13 protein-coding genes are annotated in these 19,939 nt (G+C 36.3%); 12 read left to right on the top strand and 1 reads right to left on the bottom strand.

What is annotated here, in order from left to right; all coding sequences use genetic code 11:
* Nucleotides 1–399: 399 nt before the first annotated feature.
* The 4 genes from A6B44_RS10130 (at nucleotide 400) to glnA (ending at nucleotide 11,705) form a co-directional block, all read left to right on the top strand.
* Nucleotides 400–2,940 carry a WG repeat-containing protein gene (locus A6B44_RS10130; RefSeq protein ID WP_090921356.1) on the top strand — a complete coding sequence of 847 codons (2,541 nt, stop codon included), beginning with the start codon at nucleotides 400–402 and terminating at the stop codon, nucleotides 2,938–2,940.
* A gap of 1,245 nt (nucleotides 2,941–4,185) precedes the next feature.
* Complete coding sequence (gene gltB, locus A6B44_RS10125) at nucleotides 4,186–8,652, top strand: glutamate synthase large subunit (protein ID WP_090921357.1); 4,467 nt, start codon at nucleotides 4,186–4,188, stop codon at nucleotides 8,650–8,652.
* 90 nt (nucleotides 8,653–8,742) lie between these two features.
* A complete protein-coding gene (locus A6B44_RS10120; protein WP_090921358.1) occupies nucleotides 8,743–10,152 on the top strand; it encodes an FAD-dependent oxidoreductase in 1,410 nt (469 codons plus the stop codon).
* 137 nt (nucleotides 10,153–10,289) lie between these two features.
* Complete coding sequence (gene glnA, locus A6B44_RS10115) at nucleotides 10,290–11,705, top strand: type I glutamate--ammonia ligase (RefSeq protein ID WP_090921359.1); 1,416 nt, start codon at nucleotides 10,290–10,292, stop codon at nucleotides 11,703–11,705.
* Between the two features lie 117 nt (nucleotides 11,706–11,822).
* Here glnA and A6B44_RS10110 read toward each other — a convergent pair whose 3' ends face one another.
* Nucleotides 11,823–12,368, bottom strand: a complete 546-nt coding sequence (locus tag A6B44_RS10110; RefSeq protein ID WP_090921360.1) for a D-glycero-alpha-D-manno-heptose-1,7-bisphosphate 7-phosphatase — start codon at nucleotides 12,366–12,368, stop codon at nucleotides 11,823–11,825.
* 174 nt (nucleotides 12,369–12,542) lie between these two features.
* Here A6B44_RS10110 and A6B44_RS10105 point away from each other — a divergent pair, with 174 nt between their 5' ends.
* From A6B44_RS10105 to nagA, 8 genes are all read left to right on the top strand, one after another.
* Nucleotides 12,543–13,328, top strand: a complete 786-nt coding sequence (locus A6B44_RS10105) for a DeoR/GlpR family DNA-binding transcription regulator (RefSeq protein WP_090921361.1) — start codon at nucleotides 12,543–12,545, stop codon at nucleotides 13,326–13,328.
* Nucleotides 13,315–14,595, top strand: a complete 1,281-nt coding sequence (locus A6B44_RS10100) for a class II D-tagatose-bisphosphate aldolase, non-catalytic subunit (RefSeq protein WP_246253114.1) — start codon at nucleotides 13,315–13,317, stop codon at nucleotides 14,593–14,595. Before A6B44_RS10105 ends, A6B44_RS10100 begins: the two co-directional genes overlap by 14 nt.
* A 14-nt stretch (nucleotides 14,596–14,609) precedes the next feature.
* On the top strand, nucleotides 14,610–15,797 hold the full coding sequence (locus A6B44_RS10095; RefSeq protein ID WP_090921363.1) for an SIS domain-containing protein: 1,188 nt from the start codon (nucleotides 14,610–14,612) through the stop codon (nucleotides 15,795–15,797).
* 23 nt (nucleotides 15,798–15,820) lie between these two features.
* Complete coding sequence (gene agaV, locus A6B44_RS10090) at nucleotides 15,821–16,294, top strand: PTS N-acetylgalactosamine transporter subunit IIB (RefSeq protein ID WP_090921364.1); 474 nt, start codon at nucleotides 15,821–15,823, stop codon at nucleotides 16,292–16,294.
* 37 nt (nucleotides 16,295–16,331) lie between these two features.
* Nucleotides 16,332–17,123, top strand: a complete 792-nt coding sequence (gene agaW / locus A6B44_RS10085) for a PTS N-acetylgalactosamine transporter subunit IIC (RefSeq protein ID WP_090921365.1) — start codon at nucleotides 16,332–16,334, stop codon at nucleotides 17,121–17,123.
* A 1-nt stretch (nucleotide 17,124) separates the two neighbouring features.
* Nucleotides 17,125–18,039, top strand: a complete 915-nt coding sequence (locus A6B44_RS10080) for a PTS system mannose/fructose/sorbose family transporter subunit IID (RefSeq protein ID WP_246253113.1) — start codon at nucleotides 17,125–17,127, stop codon at nucleotides 18,037–18,039.
* A 98-nt stretch (nucleotides 18,040–18,137) separates the two neighbouring features.
* Nucleotides 18,138–18,566 carry a PTS galactosamine/N-acetylgalactosamine transporter subunit IIA gene (gene agaF / locus A6B44_RS10075; protein WP_090921367.1) on the top strand — a complete coding sequence of 143 codons (429 nt, stop codon included), beginning with the start codon at nucleotides 18,138–18,140 and terminating at the stop codon, nucleotides 18,564–18,566.
* Nucleotides 18,567–18,584: 18 nt separating this feature from the next.
* The gene (nagA, locus tag A6B44_RS10070) at nucleotides 18,585–19,700 is read left to right on the top strand and encodes an N-acetylglucosamine-6-phosphate deacetylase (RefSeq protein ID WP_218061372.1); all 1,116 of its coding nucleotides are present in this window, start codon (nucleotides 18,585–18,587) and stop codon (nucleotides 19,698–19,700) included.
* Nucleotides 19,701–19,939 lie beyond the last annotated feature (239 nt).

Below are 19,939 nucleotides of genomic sequence, written 5' to 3'. Positions count from 1 at the left end.
ATAGAAACAGTTAAATAGAGAGTAAGTGAGAAAATATTGTTCCTAATTATTAGGAGCAATTAATTTAGATATTACATTTACCCTATATTTAATTAACTGAAGAAAAACTTCAAAATTTGGAGTTAATTTGAAATTAACTTCTAAAAAGTGATTATATTCAAGACGATTTATTTTAGGAATAAAAAAAATTCAATTTTGCTAGTTAGTTCACAAAATTGAAATTTTTATAAAAATATCTAAAAGGATTGGGATCTTGCTAACTTATTGAAAAGGTTAGATTATGGATAAAAAAGTCAAAAAGACCACCAAATTAGTTTTACTTCTAAGTAGTTGTTTTTTTTAGAAAACTAATATTATTTGAGCTCATTGTTTGAATTAAATACAAATTGGGAGCAGAAAATGAAAAGATCATTACTTAGTCTTTTAATATTAGCATCGTCTTATACAAATGCACAAAGTGTTGATAATCTAAATATTCAAGAAAGTAGTGGCAGACCTGTTTACATAACAGGTTATGACTTAAATAATAAATATATTACACTTAACTTTAAAGTTACTGATAGTATGAATGTCTGTTGGTATGGTTCAGGTGAAAATATCCCTTTTATCATTGATGATAATCCAAAAAAATCATCTTTAGTTGGTCTTGATAATGTCACTTATTGCCCTGAAAGAATGTCAATGAGTTCAGGCGACACATTCTCGGTTAAGTTTATTGCTCCTAGTGATAATGCTAAAACATTTAGTTTATTTGAAGGTGAATGTGCCTTGAATTACAAAAAAGGTTGTTGGCGTTTTAAAAATATTCCACTTAAGCATCAATCTAAAAAATCAGAATATTCTGTAACCAAAAAAGACTTCTTCTACATTGAAAACAACAAACTCACTAAAGCCGATTTAAAAGACTATTCCAAAGGGCAATTACGCCTATTAAGAAACTACTTCTTTGCTAAAAAAGGCTTTACCTTTAAAGAAGGCTCAGATTTAGATACGTTCTTCAAAACATTCTCGTGGTATTCCCCAAAAGAAATTACATCAACAGATATTTATGAAAATCAACTGACAGAACAAGAGAAAAATAATGTCAGTTTGATTTTGGCTATGGAGAAAGGAGAGTCTGCGGAGCAGGTGAGTGAAAATAAAGAAAAATCTAATATTCAAAATACTGAAACTAAAACACCCAAAAGTACAGTAACGGTGAATGAAGAATCTAAATCATCAGAAAGTAATACTGTTAAAAAAGTAGCGAGTATTGACACAGAATTAAGTTTAGCAAGAAAAGATGGTCATTATGGCTTTATAAACAGTAATGGGGAAATAATTATTCCATTTGAATATATTAGAGCTAAGCCATTTATGAAAAATGGTTTGGCTTTGGTTAAAAAACGTGGGGGAAAATATGGATTTATAAATAAAAAAGGAAAATTTGTTATTCAGCCACAATATGATAAAGCGGTATCATTTTCAGAAAATGGTTTAGCAGCAGTTAGAAAAGAAGGTGGATGGGGTTTTATCAATAGTAAAGGAGAAGAAGTTATTCCATTACAATATAGTTGGGCTGATTCCTTTTCAGAAAATGGTTTAGCTCCTGTTAGTAAAGATGGTAAAAAAGCATTTATTAATCGTAAAGAAGAAATCATTATTCCATTAAAATATGATTATGTAAGCTCATTTTCAAAAAATGGTCTAGCTCCTATTGCAAAAGATTGGAAATGGGGGTTCATTAACAGTAAAGGAGAAGTTGTTATTCCATTACAATATGATAAAGCCTATTCCTTTTCAGAAAATGGTCTAGCAAGAGTTCAAACAGGATATAACAAGTGGGAACTTATTAATACGAAAGGAGAGAGTGTTGTATCATTAGAATGTGATAAAATTTATTCTTTCTCAGCTGATAATTTGGCGAGAGTTCGAAATACTTTTCGTCAATGGGGAGCGATAAATAGCAAAGGGGATATTGTTATACCATTTGAATATAGTTATCTTGCTCCATTTTCAGTGGTTGGGTTAGCAGAAGCCAAAAAAGGTGGTTCATTAGGTTTCATCAATACTAAAGGCGAATTCTTTTATGGCTTAGTACCTTATTCTGATAAAAATACATTAAGTGTGGTTCATAATGAACAAGGTAAATATGGCTTTGTGAATAGTAAAGGGGAAGTGGTTGTTCCGTTGGAATATGATAAAGCTTATCCGTTTTTAGAGAATGGTTTAGGTGTAGTTAAAAAAGATGGGAAGTTGAGTTTTGTTAATATCAAAGGAAAAATAACGTCATTTGAATACCAATACATATATAAATTTGGTTATAGTTATATTATTGAGCAAGAAATTTTTAAATATTTAGTGATTGATAGTAAAGGAAAAATTACAGAATATAAGGATATAGGCTGGCTTGATCGTGATATAGACTCCTTTGATAAAGATAAAAGCGAGCTTATATTAGCGTATCCAGAAGGATCATTAGCCGTTAAAAAAGATGGAAAATGGGGTTTTATAGATAAAAAAGGAAAAATTGTTATTCCATTACAATATGATGGTGCATACTCATTTAGTGAGGGTTTAGCTAGAGTTGAAAAAGATGGAAAATGGGGTTTTATAGATAAAAAAGGAAAAATTGTTATTCCATTACAATATGATGATGGTGCATACTCATTTAGAGAGGGTTTAGCTAGCGTTGAAAAAGATGGAAAATGGGGTTTTATAGATAAAAAAGGAAAAACTGTTATTCCATTACAATATGATTACGCATACTCATTTATAGAGGGGTTAGCTCAAGTTAGAAAAGATGGAAAATATGGTTTTATAGATAAAAAAGGAAAAGCTGTTATTCCATTGCAATATGATGATGTAGGCATATTTATAGCGGGTTTAGCTAGAGTTAAAAAAGATGGAAAATGGTTTTCTATAAATAAAAAAGGTGAATGCGTTGAAGATTGTAACTAAATTTTAAGCGGTTAGATTTCTAATAAAATTTAACCGCTTGCATTTTTGTTTATTCATCTTCTCTCTAAGGGATAAATTAGAGAGAAGATTTTTTTGTTTTGTTTGTAATATATTTCACAGAAAATTTGATATCGAGCAACGGTCGGATATACGCAAACTATGTTTGCTAATGCCGACCCTACGAAATATTATAACTTATTGATATATAATAATTATTGTAGGGGAGTATTAGCAAACGTAGTTTGCGTATATGCTCCCGTAATGCACAGGGAAAGAATATGGCAACAATATGCTTTAACCTATTTATAAAAATTTGCAAATTTTTGATCGAATGTTACCGCTTGTTTTTTGTTTATTCATCTTCTCTCTAAGGGATAAATTAGAGAGAAGATTTTTTTGTTTTGTTTTGTTTTTAATTATATTTTGTGGAAAATTGGATATTGAGCAACGGTCGGATATACGCAAACAAGTTTGCTAATGCCGACCCTACAAAATATTGTAACTAATTGATATATAATAATTATTGTAGGGGAGTATTAGCAAACGTAGTTTGCGTATATGCTCCCGTAATGCACAGGGAAAGAATATGGCAACAATATGCTTTAACCTATTTATAAAAATTTGCAAATTTTTGATTGAATGTAACCGCTTGTTTTTTGTTTATTCATCTTCTCTCTAAGGGATAAATTAGAGAGAAGATTTTTTTGTTTTGTTTGTAATATATTTCACAGAAAATTTGATATCGAGCAACGGTCGGATATACGCAAACTATGTTTGCTAATGCCGACCCTACAAAACATTGTAACTAATTGATATATAATAATTATTGTAGGGGAGTATTAGCAAACGTAGTTTGCGTATATGCTCCCGTAATGCACAGGGAAAGAATATGGCAACAATATGCTTTAACCTATTTATGAAAACTTGCAAATTTTTGATTGAATGTGACCGCTTGTTTTTTCTTATTAGTAATTTTCCCTTTAGCTTATAAATTAGAAAGACGATTTTTTGTTTAGCCAACCATAAATAGTGTGTTTTTTATTCTTTAATAGAGCAAATAATCTATATTCATCACAAAAAAATCCCTTTTTAACCAAATTAACCTTATCAATCATTAGTATTTTTTATTATTATCATTTATAATTCTAATCTAAAATAATAAAATTAATTCTATATTTCATATAAATTGATATAAAAATCAAAATAAATTGGCTTTTTTGAAATATAAAAGTGGGAAGGGGTGTTATGTTATATGATAAAAATGAAGTGCGAGAAAACTGTGGGTTTGGGTTAATCGCAAATATTGAGGGTGAGCAAAGTCATAAAGTAGTGCGTAATGCCATTTTAGGTCTCTCTCGTATGCAACATCGTGGGGCGGTGTTATCAGATGGAAAAACAGGGGATGGCTGTGGGTTACACTTGCAAATGCCAAAACGTTTTTTTCGTTTTATTGCTGAAGAACAAGGGTTTAAATTGGCAAAAGAGTTTGCGGTGGGGCAGATTTTTTTTCCTGCAGATCCTGAATTAATCGAGCAATATACACAGATTATTAAACAAGAATTAACCAAAGAAACCTTAACCATTAGTGCGTGGCGTGATGTGGCGATCAATCCAGCGATATTAGGTTCAATTGCCTTAGCGAGCTTGCCCGCTATCAAACAGGTGTTTATCAATGTGCCTCCGGGTTGGGGCATTAAGGATATGGAACGCCGTTTATATATGGCACGTCGTCGCATTGAAAAACGCATTGAGCAAAGCGATTTCTATATTTGTAGCCTGTCTTCGCAAACCATTATTTATAAGGGGCTGTGCATTCCAAAGGATCTCCCTAAATTTTATTTAGATTTGGCGGATTTACGTATGGAAAGTGCGATTTGTCTCTTTCATCAACGTTTTTCTACCAATACGCTACCTCAATGGAAATTGGCACAACCTTTTCGTTATCTAGCCCATAATGGTGAAATCAATACCATTTCAGGAAACCGTGCGTGGGCGAGGGCAAGGGCGTATAAATATAGCACGCCACTCATTCCTGATTTGCAAACTATCGCCCCTTTTATCAATGAAACAGGTTCGGATTCAAGCTCGTTAGATAATATGTTAGAACTTTTTGTGAATGGCGGAATGGATCTATTCCGAGCAATGCGTTTATTGATTCCACCTGCGTGGCAACATAATCCTGATATGGATGAAGATTTAAAAGCCTTTTATGATTTTAATGCTATGCATATGGAGCCTTGGGACGGACCTGCGGGAATCGTGTTGAGCGACGGTCGCCACGTTGCTTGTAATTTAGATCGTAATGGCTTGCGTCCTGCTCGTTATGTGATTACGCAAGATAAGTTAATTACCATTGCCAGTGAAGTAGGGATTTGGGATTATGCCCCTGATGAAGTGATTGAAAAAGGGCGTGTTGGACCAGGGGAATTGTTAGTGATAGATACTGATAATGGTCGCTTAATTCATTCCGCAGAAATTGATGCTGAAATTAAAGATCGCCACCCATATCGAGAGTGGTTAGAGAAAAATGTATTACGTTTAACCCCTTTTGAAAAGGTGTCTGATACTGAAGTTGGTGATATTGAGGTCACGCCTGAGCAACTACTCACTTATCAAAAGCAGTTTGGTTATACAAAAGAAGAGCTTGAAAATATCATTCAAGTATTGGGTGAGAACGGACAAGAGCCAGTAGGGTCGATGGGTGATGATACCCCATTTGCGGTATTGTCTGAAAAGCCTCGTGTTATTTATGATTATTTTCGTCAATATTTTGCACAGGTTACCAATCCGCCGATCGATCCTTTGCGAGAAGCCCACGTGATGAGCCTTGCCACAAATATTGGGCAAGAGGTGAGTGTCTTTTTTGAAACAGAAAGCACCTCCCATAGAGTGAATTTTAAATCGCCAATATTAGTTTATTCTGATATGCAACAAATATTGGCATTGCCTCAGCAGTGGTATAAACATATATTTTTAGATGCGACTTATAATCGTGATATTACCGATTTAAAAAGTGCCATTGCTGATTTGTGTGATCAAGCGGAAGAAGCCGCAAGAAAGGGTTGTGGTTTAATTGTGGTGTCTGATCGTTTGATTAGTAAAACAAATTTACCTATTCCTGCGGCATTGTCAGTAGGGGCGATACAGCAACGTTTAGTTGAGAAAAATTTACGTTGTGATGCCAATATTATTGTGGAAACAGGCTCAGCACGTAACCCTCATCACTTTGCAGTGTTAATTGGGTTAGGTGCAACAGCGGTCTACCCTTATTTAGCTTATGAAACATTGGGGCAGCTAGTCAAACTAGGTGCAATGAATAAACCATTACGAGAAGTTATTGCGAATTTCCGTAAAGGGATTGATAAAGGGCTGTATAAAATAATGTCTAAAATGGGTATTTCGACTATCTCCTCTTACCGTTGTGCTCATCTTTTTGAAGCGGTAGGATTAAGTAAAGAAATTACCAATTTATGTTTTCCTCGTATTACTTGTCGTATTGGTGGTGCTTCCTTTGAGCATTTAAACCAAGATAATATAACGCTCAACCGCTTAGCGTGGCGTGTTAGCCAACCATTACCAATGGGGGGAGAGCTTAAATATAAACCACAAGGTGAATATCACGCTTATAATCCTGATGTAGTGAATTATTTACAACAAGCCGTGAATTCAGGGGATTATCAGATTTATAAAAAATATACCGAAGTGGTAAATAATCGCCCTGTCACCAATATTCGAGATTTATTACATCTAAATATAGACTCACAAAAGTCTATTCCTCTTGAACAGGTTGAACCCGCAGAAAATTTATATAAACGCTTTGATAGTGCGGCGATGAGTATCGGAGCATTAAGCCCAGAAGCCCACGAAGCATTAGCAACTGCAATGAACCGTTTAGGTGGTTTCTCAAATTCAGGGGAAGGCGGCGAAGATCCTGCTCGCTATGGTACAGAAAAAGTGTCTCGTATCAAGCAAGTCGCCTCAGGTCGTTTTGGGGTAACGCCTGCTTATTTAATGAGTGCTGATGTTATTCAAATTAAAGTGGCACAAGGGGCGAAACCTGGTGAAGGGGGGCAACTTCCAGGGGATAAAGTGACGCCTTATATTGCAAAATTACGTTATTCCGTACCGGGTTCAACCTTAATTTCCCCCCCGCCTCATCACGATATTTATTCTATTGAGGATTTGGCACAATTAATTTTTGATCTAAAACAGATCAATCCAACGGCATTAATTTCAGTAAAACTGGTTTCCTTACCAGGCGTTGGCACCATCGCAACAGGCGTGGCAAAAGCCTATGCAGATTTAATCACTATTGCAGGGTATGACGGTGGCACAGGTGCAAGCCCTCTAACAAGTGTCAAATATGCGGGTTCACCGTGGGAACTTGGTTTAGCAGAGGCTCAGCAGGCATTGGTTGAAAATAATTTACGTCATAAAGTCCGTTTACAAATTGATGGTGGCTTAAAAACTGGTCTTGATGTGATTAAAGCAGCGATTTTAGGGGCAGAAAGTTTTGGTTTTGGTACAGGTCCTATGATTGCATTAGGTTGCCGTTATTTGCGTATTTGTCACTTAAATAATTGTGCGACAGGTATTGCCACACAGGATGAGACGTTACGTCAAAACCATTATCACGGCTTACCTGAAAAAGCGATGAACTATTTTAAATTTATCGCACAAGACGTACGAGAACTTATGGCTCAATTAGGGGTGACGCAATTAACGGATTTGATCGGTCGTACAGATTTACTGTCAGTGATTGAAGGGAAAACGGCAAAACATTCTAGTTTAGATTTAGCAAAATTACTTTATACACCAAAAGTGCCGAAAGGTGGTGCTTGCTATTGTATTGAAAGTAACCCTCCTATGGATCAAGGTTTACTGAATAAAGCGATAATGAAAGAAGCAGAGAGTACATTGCAATCTAATGAGCCTCGTCACTTAATAATGAATTTTGATGTAAGTAATTTAGATCGTTCAGTGGGGGCAACGCTTTCTGGCAAGATTGCTCAAAAATATGGAAATAAAGGCAATCCAACACAACGTTTTGATCTTAATCTTGTGGGGACAGCTGGGCAAAGTTTAGGAGCTTGGTTGTCAGGAGGGATCAATATTTGTTTAACTGGTGATTCCAATGACTACGTAGGTAAAGGTATGGCAGGAGGCAGAATTGTTATTCGCCCTCATACTGGCGTAGTTTTTAAACCAGAGCACTCAACTATTGCAGGCAATACCTGTTTATATGGTGCGACAGGTGGAACGCTCTATGCTTCAGGACGAGTAGGCGAGCGTTTTGCTGTTCGTAACTCAGGTGCAACCGCTGTTGTTGAAGGCATTGGCGATAATGGTTGTGAGTATATGACAGGTGGCGTGGTCTGTGTGTTAGGAAAAACAGGGATTAATTTTGGTGCAGGTATGACAGGCGGTTTTGCTTATGTATTAGATGTGGATAATCGACTTCAAGAGCGTATCAATGAGGAGTTAGTGGAAGGGTTATCTATTGTTGATTTAACAAGGCATCAAGCACATCTAAAAAGTTTACTTTCTCAATATCTTGAGCAGACAATGAGCCCATTAGCCACAGCCATTTTAGAGAATTGGGAAGAATATATTGCACGTTTTGTGCTTGTTAAACCCAGATCGAATGATGTTGATGGCTTGCTAGGACAAGATCGCCATACCATCAATGAACTTGGTGTAATTACCCAATAGTGAGCAATAACAAGCGGTAGGATAAAGATCAAAATTTGCAAATTTTTATCACTAAGTCACCGCTATCACCAAATTAAAGTAGGAAAGAATATGACAAGACAAGGCAATATTTATCAATTTATCGATGTAAATCGTAATGATCCACCTAAAATTCCCTTAATACAAAGGAAAGAGGATTTTATTGAGATTTATGAAGTGTTTAGTGAACCACAGGCACAGTCCCAAGCAGATCGTTGTTTAGCCTGTGGTAACCCTTATTGTCAACATAAATGCCCATTACATAATAATATTCCAGAATGGCTGAAACTAACCTATGAAGGGCGAATTATTGAAGCAGCAGAATTGGCACACGAAACGAATACATTACCTGAAATTTGCGGACAAGTTTGTCCTCAAGATCGCTTATGTGAAGGAGCGTGTACTTTAAATCCTGAATTTGGCGCCGTGACGATTGGCAGTATTGAAAAATATATCACAGAAACCGCCTTTGAAATGGGCTGGCGACCTCAAGTAAAAAATATTCCTCATTCAGGTAAAAAAGTCGCAGTAATTGGCTCAGGACCTGCTGGCTTAGGCTGTGCTGAGCAACTGATTAAAAATGGTGTGTCGGTCACGGTGTATGAACGTCAACCTGAAATTGGCGGATTACTCACTTTTGGTATTCCATCATTTAAGTTAGAAAAAAGTGTGATGAGCCGTCGCCGTGAAATTTTTAGTGAAATGGGGATTGAGTTCAAATTGAATATTGAAATTGGAAAAGATATTCAGTTGGAGGAAATCGTCAATGACTATGATGCTGTTTTTTTAGGGGTAGGAACGTATCAAAGCATCAAAGCCAATATCCCTAACGAAGAGGCTCAAGGGGTTTATTCTGCCCTTCCTTTTTTGATTGGCAATACAAAGAATGTGATGGGCTTAGAGACCGACGAATTTGTTTCATTACAAGGTAAGCGAGTGGTTGTGTTGGGCGGTGGTGATACGGCAATGGATTGTGTGCGTACTGCTATTCGTCAACAAGCAGCGGAAGTGAACTGTGCTTATCGTCGTGATGAAACCAATATGCCGGGTTCTAAAAAAGAGTTTGTTAATGCAAAAGAAGAGGGGGTTAAATTTCAATTTAATGTGCAACCTACGGCAATTCAAACCAATGAAAAGGGTGAAGTAACAGGTATTGAAATTGTACATACCCAACTAGGAAAACCAGATAGTAGTGGTCGTCAGCGAGCTGAGATTGTGGCAGGCAGTGAAACAATTATTGATTGTGATGCCGTGATTGTTGCCTTTGGTTTTTCTCCTTCAAAAATGTCTTTTTTAGAGCAAGTGGGTGTGAAAATAGATGATTACGGTAGAATTGAAGCAAAAGGAAATCATAAGCAACAAACATCTAATCAGAAAATTTTTGCAGGAGGGGATATTACCAGAGGCTCAGATCTTGTTGTTACTGCGATTGCAGAAGGACGAGATGCCGCCCACTCTATTTTAGATTATTTAGAGGTATGATGAGAAAACAAGCGGTAAGATAAACACAAAAATTTGCAAATTTTTGCATTAAAGTGACCGCCTATTAACAAAAACTTGATTTTATTTACAATAATGAATAAATTATATTAAAACTAACCAATAAGGACGCAATTATTATGTCAAATGAAGCAGTACAAAATGTATTTAATTTAATCGAAGAAAACGATATCAAATTTGTTCTTCTTCGTTTTACCAATATTCAAGGGAAAGAGCACGGCGTTTCTTTACCTATTAGTGCCGTAGATGAAGACCTTTTTGAAGAAGGTAAAATGTTTGATGGTTCATCAGTAGAAGGTTGGAAAGCTATTAATAAAGCCGATATGCTATTAATGCCAATTGCAGAAAGTGCTGTTGTTGATCCTTTTGCTCAAATTCCAACGCTCTCTATTCGTTGTAGTGTTTATGAACCAAGTACAATGCAATCTTATGATCGTGATCCTCGTTCTATTGCAATGCGAGCAGAGACTTACTTGAAATCAACAGGTATTGCAGATAGCGTATTATTTGGACCAGAGCCTGAGTTCTTCTTATTTGATGATGTGCGTTTTAGTAATAAAATGAATGGTAATTCTTATCTCATTGATGATATCGAAGGGGCGTGGAATACCAATAGAAAATATGAAGAGGGTAACAATGCTTATCGTCCTCTGGTTAAAGGGGGTTACTGTGCTGTTGCACCTAATGATACTGGACACGACATTCGTTCTGAAATGTGTTTATTATTAGAAGAAATGGGCTTAGTGATTGAAGCACATCACCACGAAGTAGCAACCGCAGGGCAAAATGAAATTGCAACCCAATTTAATTCTTTAGTATTAAAAGCGGATGAAACTCAAATTTATAAATATGTGGTACAAAATGTCGCATTAGAACACGGTAAAACAGCCTGCTTTATGCCAAAACCATTAGCGGGTGATAATGGTTCAGGAATGCACTGTAATATGTCACTAAGTAAAGATGGACAAAATATCTTTATGGGGGATAAATATGCAGGTCTTTCGGAAACCGCATTATATTACATTGGCGGTATTATCAAACACGCTCGAGCATTAAATGCTTTTACTAACCCAACAACTAACTCATACAAACGTTTAGTCCCAGGGTTTGAAGCGCCAGTATTATTAGCTTATTCAGCAAGTAACCGCTCTGCGTCTATCCGTATTCCAGCGGTCACAAGCCCTAAAGCAACACGTATTGAAGCACGTTTCCCAGATCCATTAGCAAACCCATACTTAGCATTCTCTGCGTTATTAATGGCAGGACTTGATGGAATTAATAATAAAATCCATCCAGGGGATGCAATGGATAAAAACCTTTATGATCTTCCACCAGAAGAACTTCAAGGTATTCCAGCTGTGGCGGGGTCACTTGGTGAAGCATTAGATGCACTTGAGCAAGATTATGAATTTTTAACTCAAGGCGGCGTATTCTCTAAAGATTTCATTGATACCTTTATTGGAATGAAGCGTAAGGACGTGGAATACTTAAATATGACACCACATCCTGTAGAATTTGAAATGTACTATTCTTAATAAATTGATTGTAAAAAAAGCCGAAGTGTTAAGCTTCGGCTTTTTATTCAGGTATATAGTGGACACATTAACTTAAAAATTTGCAAATTTTTGATCTAATGTGACCGCTATCTTTATTTAAACCTGCTCCCACTTTTCAATCACTCTGCTTGCTTCTAAAAGTGTTTTTACAAAAGTTGTTTTTTCTTTCAGATAGTCAGGCATATTGTGATATTCACCGTCACCGTGTTTATTTTCTACTAAAATTAAATGACAACCTGCATCGTAGCCTGCTTGCATATCTCTTTCATAATCGCCGATAAAAACTGCATCACTTGGTTTAACATTAAAGTGAGCTAACAGTTCTAATAACATTCCTGGATTGGGTTTACGGCGAGGGTCGTTATTATCAAAACTAGGGCAGTAAACAATTTTGTCAATATCACCACCGTTAGCTCGTAACTCTTTAAGCATTTTATCGTGAATAGCCTCTAAATCAGCGACAGTAAAACGTCCACGATCAATATGTGATTGGTTGGTAGCAATTGCTGTCATATAGCCTGCTTTTTTGAAGTTTGCTATTGCTTCAATGGCTCCATCAATAAATTCAAATTCTTCTGGATTTTCAACCCATTTTAGCTCTTTATTAATAACACCATCACGATCCAAAATAATTAATTTCATAATAAATCTCACTTAAATAACATCTAATCACATAAATTTTGTGAACTATAACACAAAATGTGATATTTTTTGTTGAAAATTGTGTTTTTTTTATTTATATTGCGACCATAAAATAGAAAATAAGTGTGTTAGTTTTTGAAGACATTTTAACATAAATTATATAGTGGCATAAAAATGAAAAAATCACCTGTACAACGTAGAGCCGAAATTCTTAGCCGTTTACGACAAGGCATTATATCTTCTCCAATACAACTTGCGGAGTTATTTGATGTTTCGGTAATGACGATTCATCGTGATCTGAAACAATTAGATGCTGAGGGATATTTAAGTAAACAATATGGCGGTGCGGTTGTTAATCAAAAATCGTTTCTTTCTACTCATATAGAAAAACGCACCACAATAAATGCACAAGCAAAAAAAAGAATCGCAGAATTTGCAGCGACACAGCTTATTGATCCAGAGTTTGATTCTATTGTGATTGATTCTGGTTCAACAACTTTAGCATTAGTTAATGCCCTACCTGATACGCCGATGACAGTAATGGTAAATGGAATTTCATCTTTAGCTATTTTATCTCAGCATGAGCAGACGAATGTTTATTCCTTAGGTGGCAGATTAAATTCTAATATTATGGCATTTGAAGGAACCGTTGCCTGCGATATGCTCAATAAATGTCATTTTACTAAAGCTTTTATTGGAACAGATGGGATTGATTTGGAAGCAGGTTTTTCTACAACGGATACGGCTAATGCACAATTAACTCGCCTAATGGCACAACAAGCAAAAGAAGTCTATGTTTTGGCAGATCTCTCTAAATTTGGTCAGTGTGCTTTTGCTTCTATTATGAATTTTGAAGATATTACTGGAATAGTAACAGAAAAAGGTGTCTCCGAAGAATTTCGTACTGTTCTAGAACAAAATAATGTACAACTTTTTGAGGTAGAAAATGATGAATGTTAATCCAATTCAACAACGTATTAATGACCATAAAGCAACGGGTAAAGGTGGAGTGGTTTCAGTTTGTAGTGCAAATCCTGATGTGATTATTGCTGCTGCAAAACTAGCAGCACAATATGATGATTTATTGTTGGTGGAATCCACATCAAACCAAGTTGATCAATTTGGCGGTTATACAGGAATGAAGCCTGCTGAGTTTGTCGCTTATGTAAAAAAACTATTGATCGATAACGGTTTATCAGCGGACAAATTAGTGTTAGGTGGCGATCATTTAGGCCCTAATGCGTGGCAAGATCAAGATAGCGTAACAGCGATGAACCATTCTGAGGAGTTAATCCGTCATTATGTGAGTGCGGGCTATCAAAAAATTCACTTAGATTGCAGTATGTCTTGTTCTGATGATCCTGTTCCTTTAACCGATGAAATTGTGGCAGAGCGTGCGGCTCGTTTATGTAAAATTGCAGAAGATACCGCAAAAGCAACCAATCAGCCACACGATATTGTCTATATTATTGGTACTGAAGTGCCAGTTCCAGGTGGTGCTCAAGAAGATTTAGATGTAGTTACCCCAACCACGCCAGAAGCGGCTCGCACGACATTCCAAGTGCATAAAGCAATTTTTGAAAAACACGGCTTAGGTGGTGTGTGGTCAAGAATTGTTGGCTTAGTAGTACAGCCTGCGGTGGAATTTGATCATCATAGCGTGGTGGATTATATCCCTGAAAATGCAGAAAAATTATCAGCCCTAGCAAATGAATTCCCAAATGCCACTTTTGAGGCTCACTCTACCGATTATCAAAAACCGCTTGCTTTCCAACATTTAGTGCGTGATCACTTTGCGATTTTAAAAGTAGGGCCAGCATTAACTTTTGCTCTACGTGAGGCTTATTTTGCTCTTGATCATATCGCACAAGATATGCAATTAGGGGTATCTTCATTTAAAGCAACCCTTGAAGAAATAATGATGGAAAAACCAAAATATTGGAAAAAATATTATTTAGGTAATGAACAAGAACAACGTATCGCTCGTGCATACAGCTTATCGGATCGTTGCCGTTACTACTTACCAGAACCAAAATTACAACAAGTTATCAGTGAAATGAAAACAGCCTTTGCAGGCAAGACCATTCCATTAGGATTATTAAAACAATATATGCCTGTGGAATTTGATGCCGTACGTGAAGGTAAAATTAAAGGGAACTTTGAAGATTTAGTACATTTTCATATTCAGTTGGCACTCTTGCCATACTATGAAGCAGCTAAAATTTAAGGGAGCTAAGAACAATGGATTATAAAACATTAAATAGCAATTTATATGAATTAAAACTCGATGGTGCTCAATACACCATCAACGAAGTGGCTCAACAACCAAATTGTTGGCGACAAATCGAGGACTTGTTAGATCAGCAAGATCCTGCGTTATATCAACTTATTGCAAAAACCTTAAACAATCCTACCGCTTACATAACATTCTGCGGTGCGGGAACGTCAGCTTATGTGGGTGATGTATTAGCAGATGCTATTCAGCAATTTTCCAAAGCACGAGTTCGCTCTGTACCTACTACAGATATTGTAAGTCGTCCTAACTATTATTTTGATTCAGAAAGTGAAGGGATTGTTTTTGCATTTGGTCGTTCAGGCAATAGTGCAGAAAGTGTAGATACCGCAGATAAAGTATCGCAACTTGCACCGAAAGTGCATCAAATAAACGTGACTTGTAACCCAAATGGTGAATTAGCAAAACGTAATGATAGCCACAACCACGTTTGTTTAATGCCACCAGAAACCCACGATAAAAGTTTTGTAATGACATCAAGTTTCTCAACAATGTTGTTATTTACATTCCAATTAGTCAACCGTGCTGCAGGTCGTCCGTTAGCTGATTTAAATTTGGTAGCAGATTGTGCAGAAGACTGGTGTAAGCGGTTACTTTCTTCAGGCTTTTTGCAAAAAATTCCAACTTCAGAACGTTTAGTTTATTTAGGATCTAATACCTTATTTGGTGCAGCAAAAGAGTCTGCATTAAAAGCTTTAGAAATGACAGGTGGAAAAGTTGTCACCCTTTCTGAAACTTCTCTTGGCTTTAGACACGGTCCTAAATCTATTGTTGATGAAACCACTACAGCTTGTGTTTTTGTTAGTAATAATGAATACACCTCACGTTTTGACCGTGATATTGCAATTGAATTGCTTTCAGACAACAAATGTAAGCAAGTGATAGTGATTGCAACACAACGTATTGCAGATCAATTATTGCAAAAATTTGGTCACAACTCACCGCTTGAGTTGATTGTTTTACCAGATAATTTGGTTGATGCTGATGATGTATTACTTGCACCACTTGGTGTATTAGTATCTCAAATTATCGGCTTAACATTAAGTGTTACCTTTGATATTTCACCAGATAATCCTTGCCCAACTGGAGAGGTAAATCGAGTGGTTCAAGGTGTTACATTGTACGAATTCAAATAATAAATAAAAAAAGGAGGTCGATAATGCCAAATATTTTAGCAACTCGAATTGATAACCGTCTTGTTCACGGACAAGTTGGAATGACTTGGACAAGCTGGTTAGGGGCTAATTTAGTACTTGTTGCAGATGATATTCTTGCAGAAGATAAAGTGCAACAAAATTTAATGGATATGGTGTTAGCTGATGGTGTGCAATCTCGTTACTTTAGTGTTCAAAAGACTATTGACGTGATTCATAAAGCATCACCAAAACAAAAAATATTTCTTGTTTGTCGTACACCACAAACAGTATTAGCCTTAGTAGAGGGAGGTGTTCCAATTACTGCAGTAAATGTGGGTAATCTTCACTTTGCTGAAGGCAAAAAACAAATCGATAAAACCATTAGTGTGACAGAAGACGATATTCGTTGCTTTAAGGCACTGGTGGAAAAGGGTATTCCTTGTACTATTCAAGGTATTCCTGCCGATGCTAAAAAAGACATTTTGTCATTACTTTAATTTTAACTTAATCTTAACTTTTAATTAGGAGAATGCTATGGAAGTTGTTACTGACGTCAGTTTGATGCAAGCTTTACTGATAGCGATTTTTGCAGGTATTGCGGGTATCGATTTATTTAACGTACTTACACATATCCACCGTCCAATTATTACAGGTCCAATTGTGGGTTTAATTCTAGGTAAACCAGAAGCAGGTTTAGTTGCTGGTGCAACCTTTGAATTAATGTGGATGGGACTTGTTCCTCTTGCGGGAGCTCAGCCACCTAACGTAGTACTTGGCGGTATTATCGGTACTGCATTTGCTCTTGTAACAGGGCAAACAGCAGAACAAGCAATTTTAGTTGCTGTACCATTTGCTATCTTTGTACAAATCTGTATCACTTTATTGTTTACCGTTTATTCACCGTTAATGAGTGTGGCGGATCGTTATGCAAAAAATCTTAACTTTGCGGGTATTGCAAACCTTAACTATTTAGGTATGACAATCCTATTCTTCTTCTACTCAATTATTGCTTTTGCAGTAATTTATTTTGGAGCAGAAGCAGCACAAGGTTTTGTGAAGTTAATTCCTAAATGGGTAACTGATGGTTTAGGTTTTGCAGGTGGTTTAATGCCAGCTATCGGTTTTGGTATCTTATTGAATATTATGCTTAAAAAACAATATGTTGCTTATTTCATCTTAGGTTTCTTATTGTCAGCATACTTCAAACAGCCATTGCTTGCAATTGCACTAATTGGTTTAGTATTCGCATTAATCGAATTCTTTATCCGTGGAGATGCACCAGCAGAAGGTAGCCATTCAACTGAAACAGAAGAAGAGGGAATTTAAGATGACAGAGATGAATAAAACTGTTGATCCAGATGTTTATGAAGATCAAACTAAACAAAAAGTCATTACTAACAAAGATATTTCTAAAATGGCTTGGCGTTCACTATTCTTACAAGCAAGTTTTAACTATGAGCGTATGCAAGCAAATGGTTGGTTATATACTATTTTACCAAGTTTACGCAAAATTCATAAAAATGAAGAAGACTTGAAAAAATCAATGGGAATGCACCTTGAGTTCTTTAATACTCACCCATTCTTAGTAACATTTATTTCTGGTCTTGTACTTGCAATGGAAGAATCAAAAGAACGTGTTTCAACGATTCGTGCAATTAAAATCTCAACAATGGGACCAGGTGGTGGTATCGGTGATGCGGTATTCTGGCTAACCTTACTTTCTATCTGTGGTGGTGTGGGGGCTTCCTTCTCACTAAATGGTTCTTGGCTTGGTCCTATTTTCTTCTTAGTGGCATTTAACCTTGTACACTTCGGTTTACGTTTCGGTTTAGCGAGCTATGGTTATAAAATGGGGGTTTCAGCCATTGCTAACCTCAAAGAGCAAACCAAACGGCTTGGTCACGCCGCATCCATTGTGGGGTTAACTGTAATCGGTGCGATGACTGCAAGTTATGTTCGCTTAGAAGCTGGATTACAAATGATTCGCCATGTACCAGGGGTTGAAAAACCTTATATATATACTTTACAAGGTGACTTAATTGATCCAATTATGCCTAAATTATTACCATTATTATGGACACTAATGATTTTATGGCGTATTAAGAAAGGGGATAGTGCATTACGCTTAGTAATGTTTACTGTAATCTTTGGTCTAGTTTGTACCTTAATTCCAGTGTTAGTGAAAATGATGTTTGGTGTTGATATTATCGACCCAGCAGTGTTAGCAACACGTATGAGTTAATCTTAGCGAGTAAGTAATAAAAAAGGGGTAAATGATGAGAATCTTTTTCCCCTTTTTCAATTTTAAACAAAATAAACTTTTTATTACGGGAGCAGAATATGACAATCGGTATTATTGTTTGTGGACACGGGCATTTTGCAACAGGGATTACTTCAACATTAGAATTAGTTGCAGGTGAGCAAGAAAATTATAAAGCAGTAGATTTTGATGGAAGTTGTGATTTTGGTGTATTACTCAAGCAAGCCATTGAAGAATTAAATTGTGAAAAATTAATTTTCTTCACAGATATTCTAGGAGGAACACCATTCAGACAAGCTTCAATGATTGCTGCTCAACGAAAAAATTGTGAAGTTGTGACTGGCACAACAGCACAAATGTTAATTGAAGCTTGCCTAGAAAGGGATGATTATGATAATTTAAGTGATAGTATCAACACGCTTATTGATAGTGCTCGCCAAGGAATAACAAGTTTTGCACTACAAATGAGCAACAATCAAAATAATCAAACTGATGATGACGGTATTTAACTAACGGATGGAAAAATAATGATTTACTATCAAAATGCAGCCATATTTGATGGCAACAACTTATTATATGGGCATAGTTTGGCGGTAGAAGGTGATCGCACTATTGCTGTTATACCTAATGAAAACGTTCCTCAAGATGCTAAAGTTATTCAACTAAAAGGCGGAATTCTTACACCTGGTTATGTTGAATTACAAGCAAATGGTGGCGGTGGCGTACTATTTAATGATGAGCCAAATATTGAAGGTTTAAAAACAATTATAGCAGCACACCGTAAATTTGGTACAGTGGCTATATTACCCACTTTTATCACAGACACCCCTGAAAAATTAGAGCAAGGTTTGACCGCTATTCAAGAAGGGATTAAACAAAATTTACACGGCTTAATCGGTGGACATTTTGAAGGTCCTTTTATCAGCTTAGAGAAAAAAGGGACGCACCAACCTGCTTATATTCGCAAACCGACTAAAGAAGACTACGATCGTTATGCAAAAGAAGGGTTAGGTAATAGCCTAGTCACTGTTGCACCAGAACAAGTCCCTGCTGACTTTATCAAGCATCTTGTTGATCACGGTTTCAAAGTCAATGCAGGTCATACAATGGCACAAAAAGAAGATATATTGCGTGCATATAGTATGGGGTTAAGTGGAGTAACGCATTTATATAATGCAATGCCCCCACTTCAAGGCAGAGAGCCCGCCGTAATTGGTACAGCGTGCACATTAGGCTTATATTGTGGCGTGATCGTGGATGGTATTCACAGTGATCCATTCTCATTAAAAACGGCTTATAAATTGCTTGGAAAAGATCGTTTACACCTTGTGACTGACAGTATGCACACTATCGGTGTAGAAGGCATTGAATCTTTTGATCTAATGGGACAAAAAGTGTTTGTACAAGGTAATAAATTAGTGAATGAAAATGGTTCACTCGCAGGTGCACACGTCACAATGGAAGAAAATGTGAAAAACGCACTAAAATTTATGCAAGCAAGTGTAGTTGATGTTTTAACAATGGCAATAACTACTCCAGCTAAACATATTGGTCGAGAAGATTTAGCCACTATTATTAACCGAGAAATGCGTGATATTTTGTACTTAGATGATGAATTAAGTTTACAAGAATTGCCAAATTAAATTTAGCATAAAAAGATAGCCTTTCAAGTATAAATTGAACGGCTATTTTTTATTTTTAAATCAAAATTATTCAAAAGTGACAAAACGAGTAAGGTTTTTTGTGGTTGGGAGGCGCTTGCTGCATTTATATTCCTTGCTTTTTTGCAAAAAATCCTTATAATCTCACCGCTTGTTTTCTATTTTTTAGACAAGCAAAATACACGCCCTCACCTCGAACGAGGGTTTCTTTTTACTATCAA

Origin of the sequence: Pasteurella skyensis (assembly GCF_013377295.1) — a bacterium.
In the GTDB taxonomy this organism is placed as follows: domain Bacteria; phylum Pseudomonadota; class Gammaproteobacteria; order Enterobacterales; family Pasteurellaceae; genus Phocoenobacter; species Phocoenobacter skyensis.
Note: the sequence above shows the minus strand (reverse complement) of the source record. Positions and strands in the feature narration are given on the sequence as shown.

What these genes read in the sequence shown, in the direction of transcription:
- nagA (WP_218061372.1), top strand. Translation starts at nt 18,585, where the DNA reads ATGATTTACTATCAAAATGCAGCCATATTTGATGGCAACAACTTATTA.
- gltB (WP_090921357.1), top strand. Translation starts at nt 4,186, where the DNA reads ATGTTATATGATAAAAATGAAGTGCGAGAAAACTGTGGGTTTGGGTTA.
- A6B44_RS10110 (WP_090921360.1), bottom strand. Translation starts at nt 12,368, where the DNA reads ATGAAATTAATTATTTTGGATCGTGATGGTGTTATTAATAAAGAGCTA.
- agaW (WP_090921365.1), top strand. Translation starts at nt 16,332, where the DNA reads ATGGAAGTTGTTACTGACGTCAGTTTGATGCAAGCTTTACTGATAGCG.
- agaV (WP_090921364.1), top strand. Translation starts at nt 15,821, where the DNA reads ATGCCAAATATTTTAGCAACTCGAATTGATAACCGTCTTGTTCACGGA.
- A6B44_RS10100 (WP_246253114.1), top strand. Translation starts at nt 13,315, where the DNA reads ATGATGAATGTTAATCCAATTCAACAACGTATTAATGACCATAAAGCA.
- agaF (WP_090921367.1), top strand. Translation starts at nt 18,138, where the DNA reads ATGACAATCGGTATTATTGTTTGTGGACACGGGCATTTTGCAACAGGG.
- A6B44_RS10120 (WP_090921358.1), top strand. Translation starts at nt 8,743, where the DNA reads ATGACAAGACAAGGCAATATTTATCAATTTATCGATGTAAATCGTAAT.
- glnA (WP_090921359.1), top strand. Translation starts at nt 10,290, where the DNA reads ATGTCAAATGAAGCAGTACAAAATGTATTTAATTTAATCGAAGAAAAC.
- A6B44_RS10095 (WP_090921363.1), top strand. Translation starts at nt 14,610, where the DNA reads ATGGATTATAAAACATTAAATAGCAATTTATATGAATTAAAACTCGAT.
- A6B44_RS10080 (WP_246253113.1), top strand. Translation starts at nt 17,125, where the DNA reads ATGACAGAGATGAATAAAACTGTTGATCCAGATGTTTATGAAGATCAA.
- A6B44_RS10130 (WP_090921356.1), top strand. Translation starts at nt 400, where the DNA reads ATGAAAAGATCATTACTTAGTCTTTTAATATTAGCATCGTCTTATACA.
- A6B44_RS10105 (WP_090921361.1), top strand. Translation starts at nt 12,543, where the DNA reads ATGAAAAAATCACCTGTACAACGTAGAGCCGAAATTCTTAGCCGTTTA.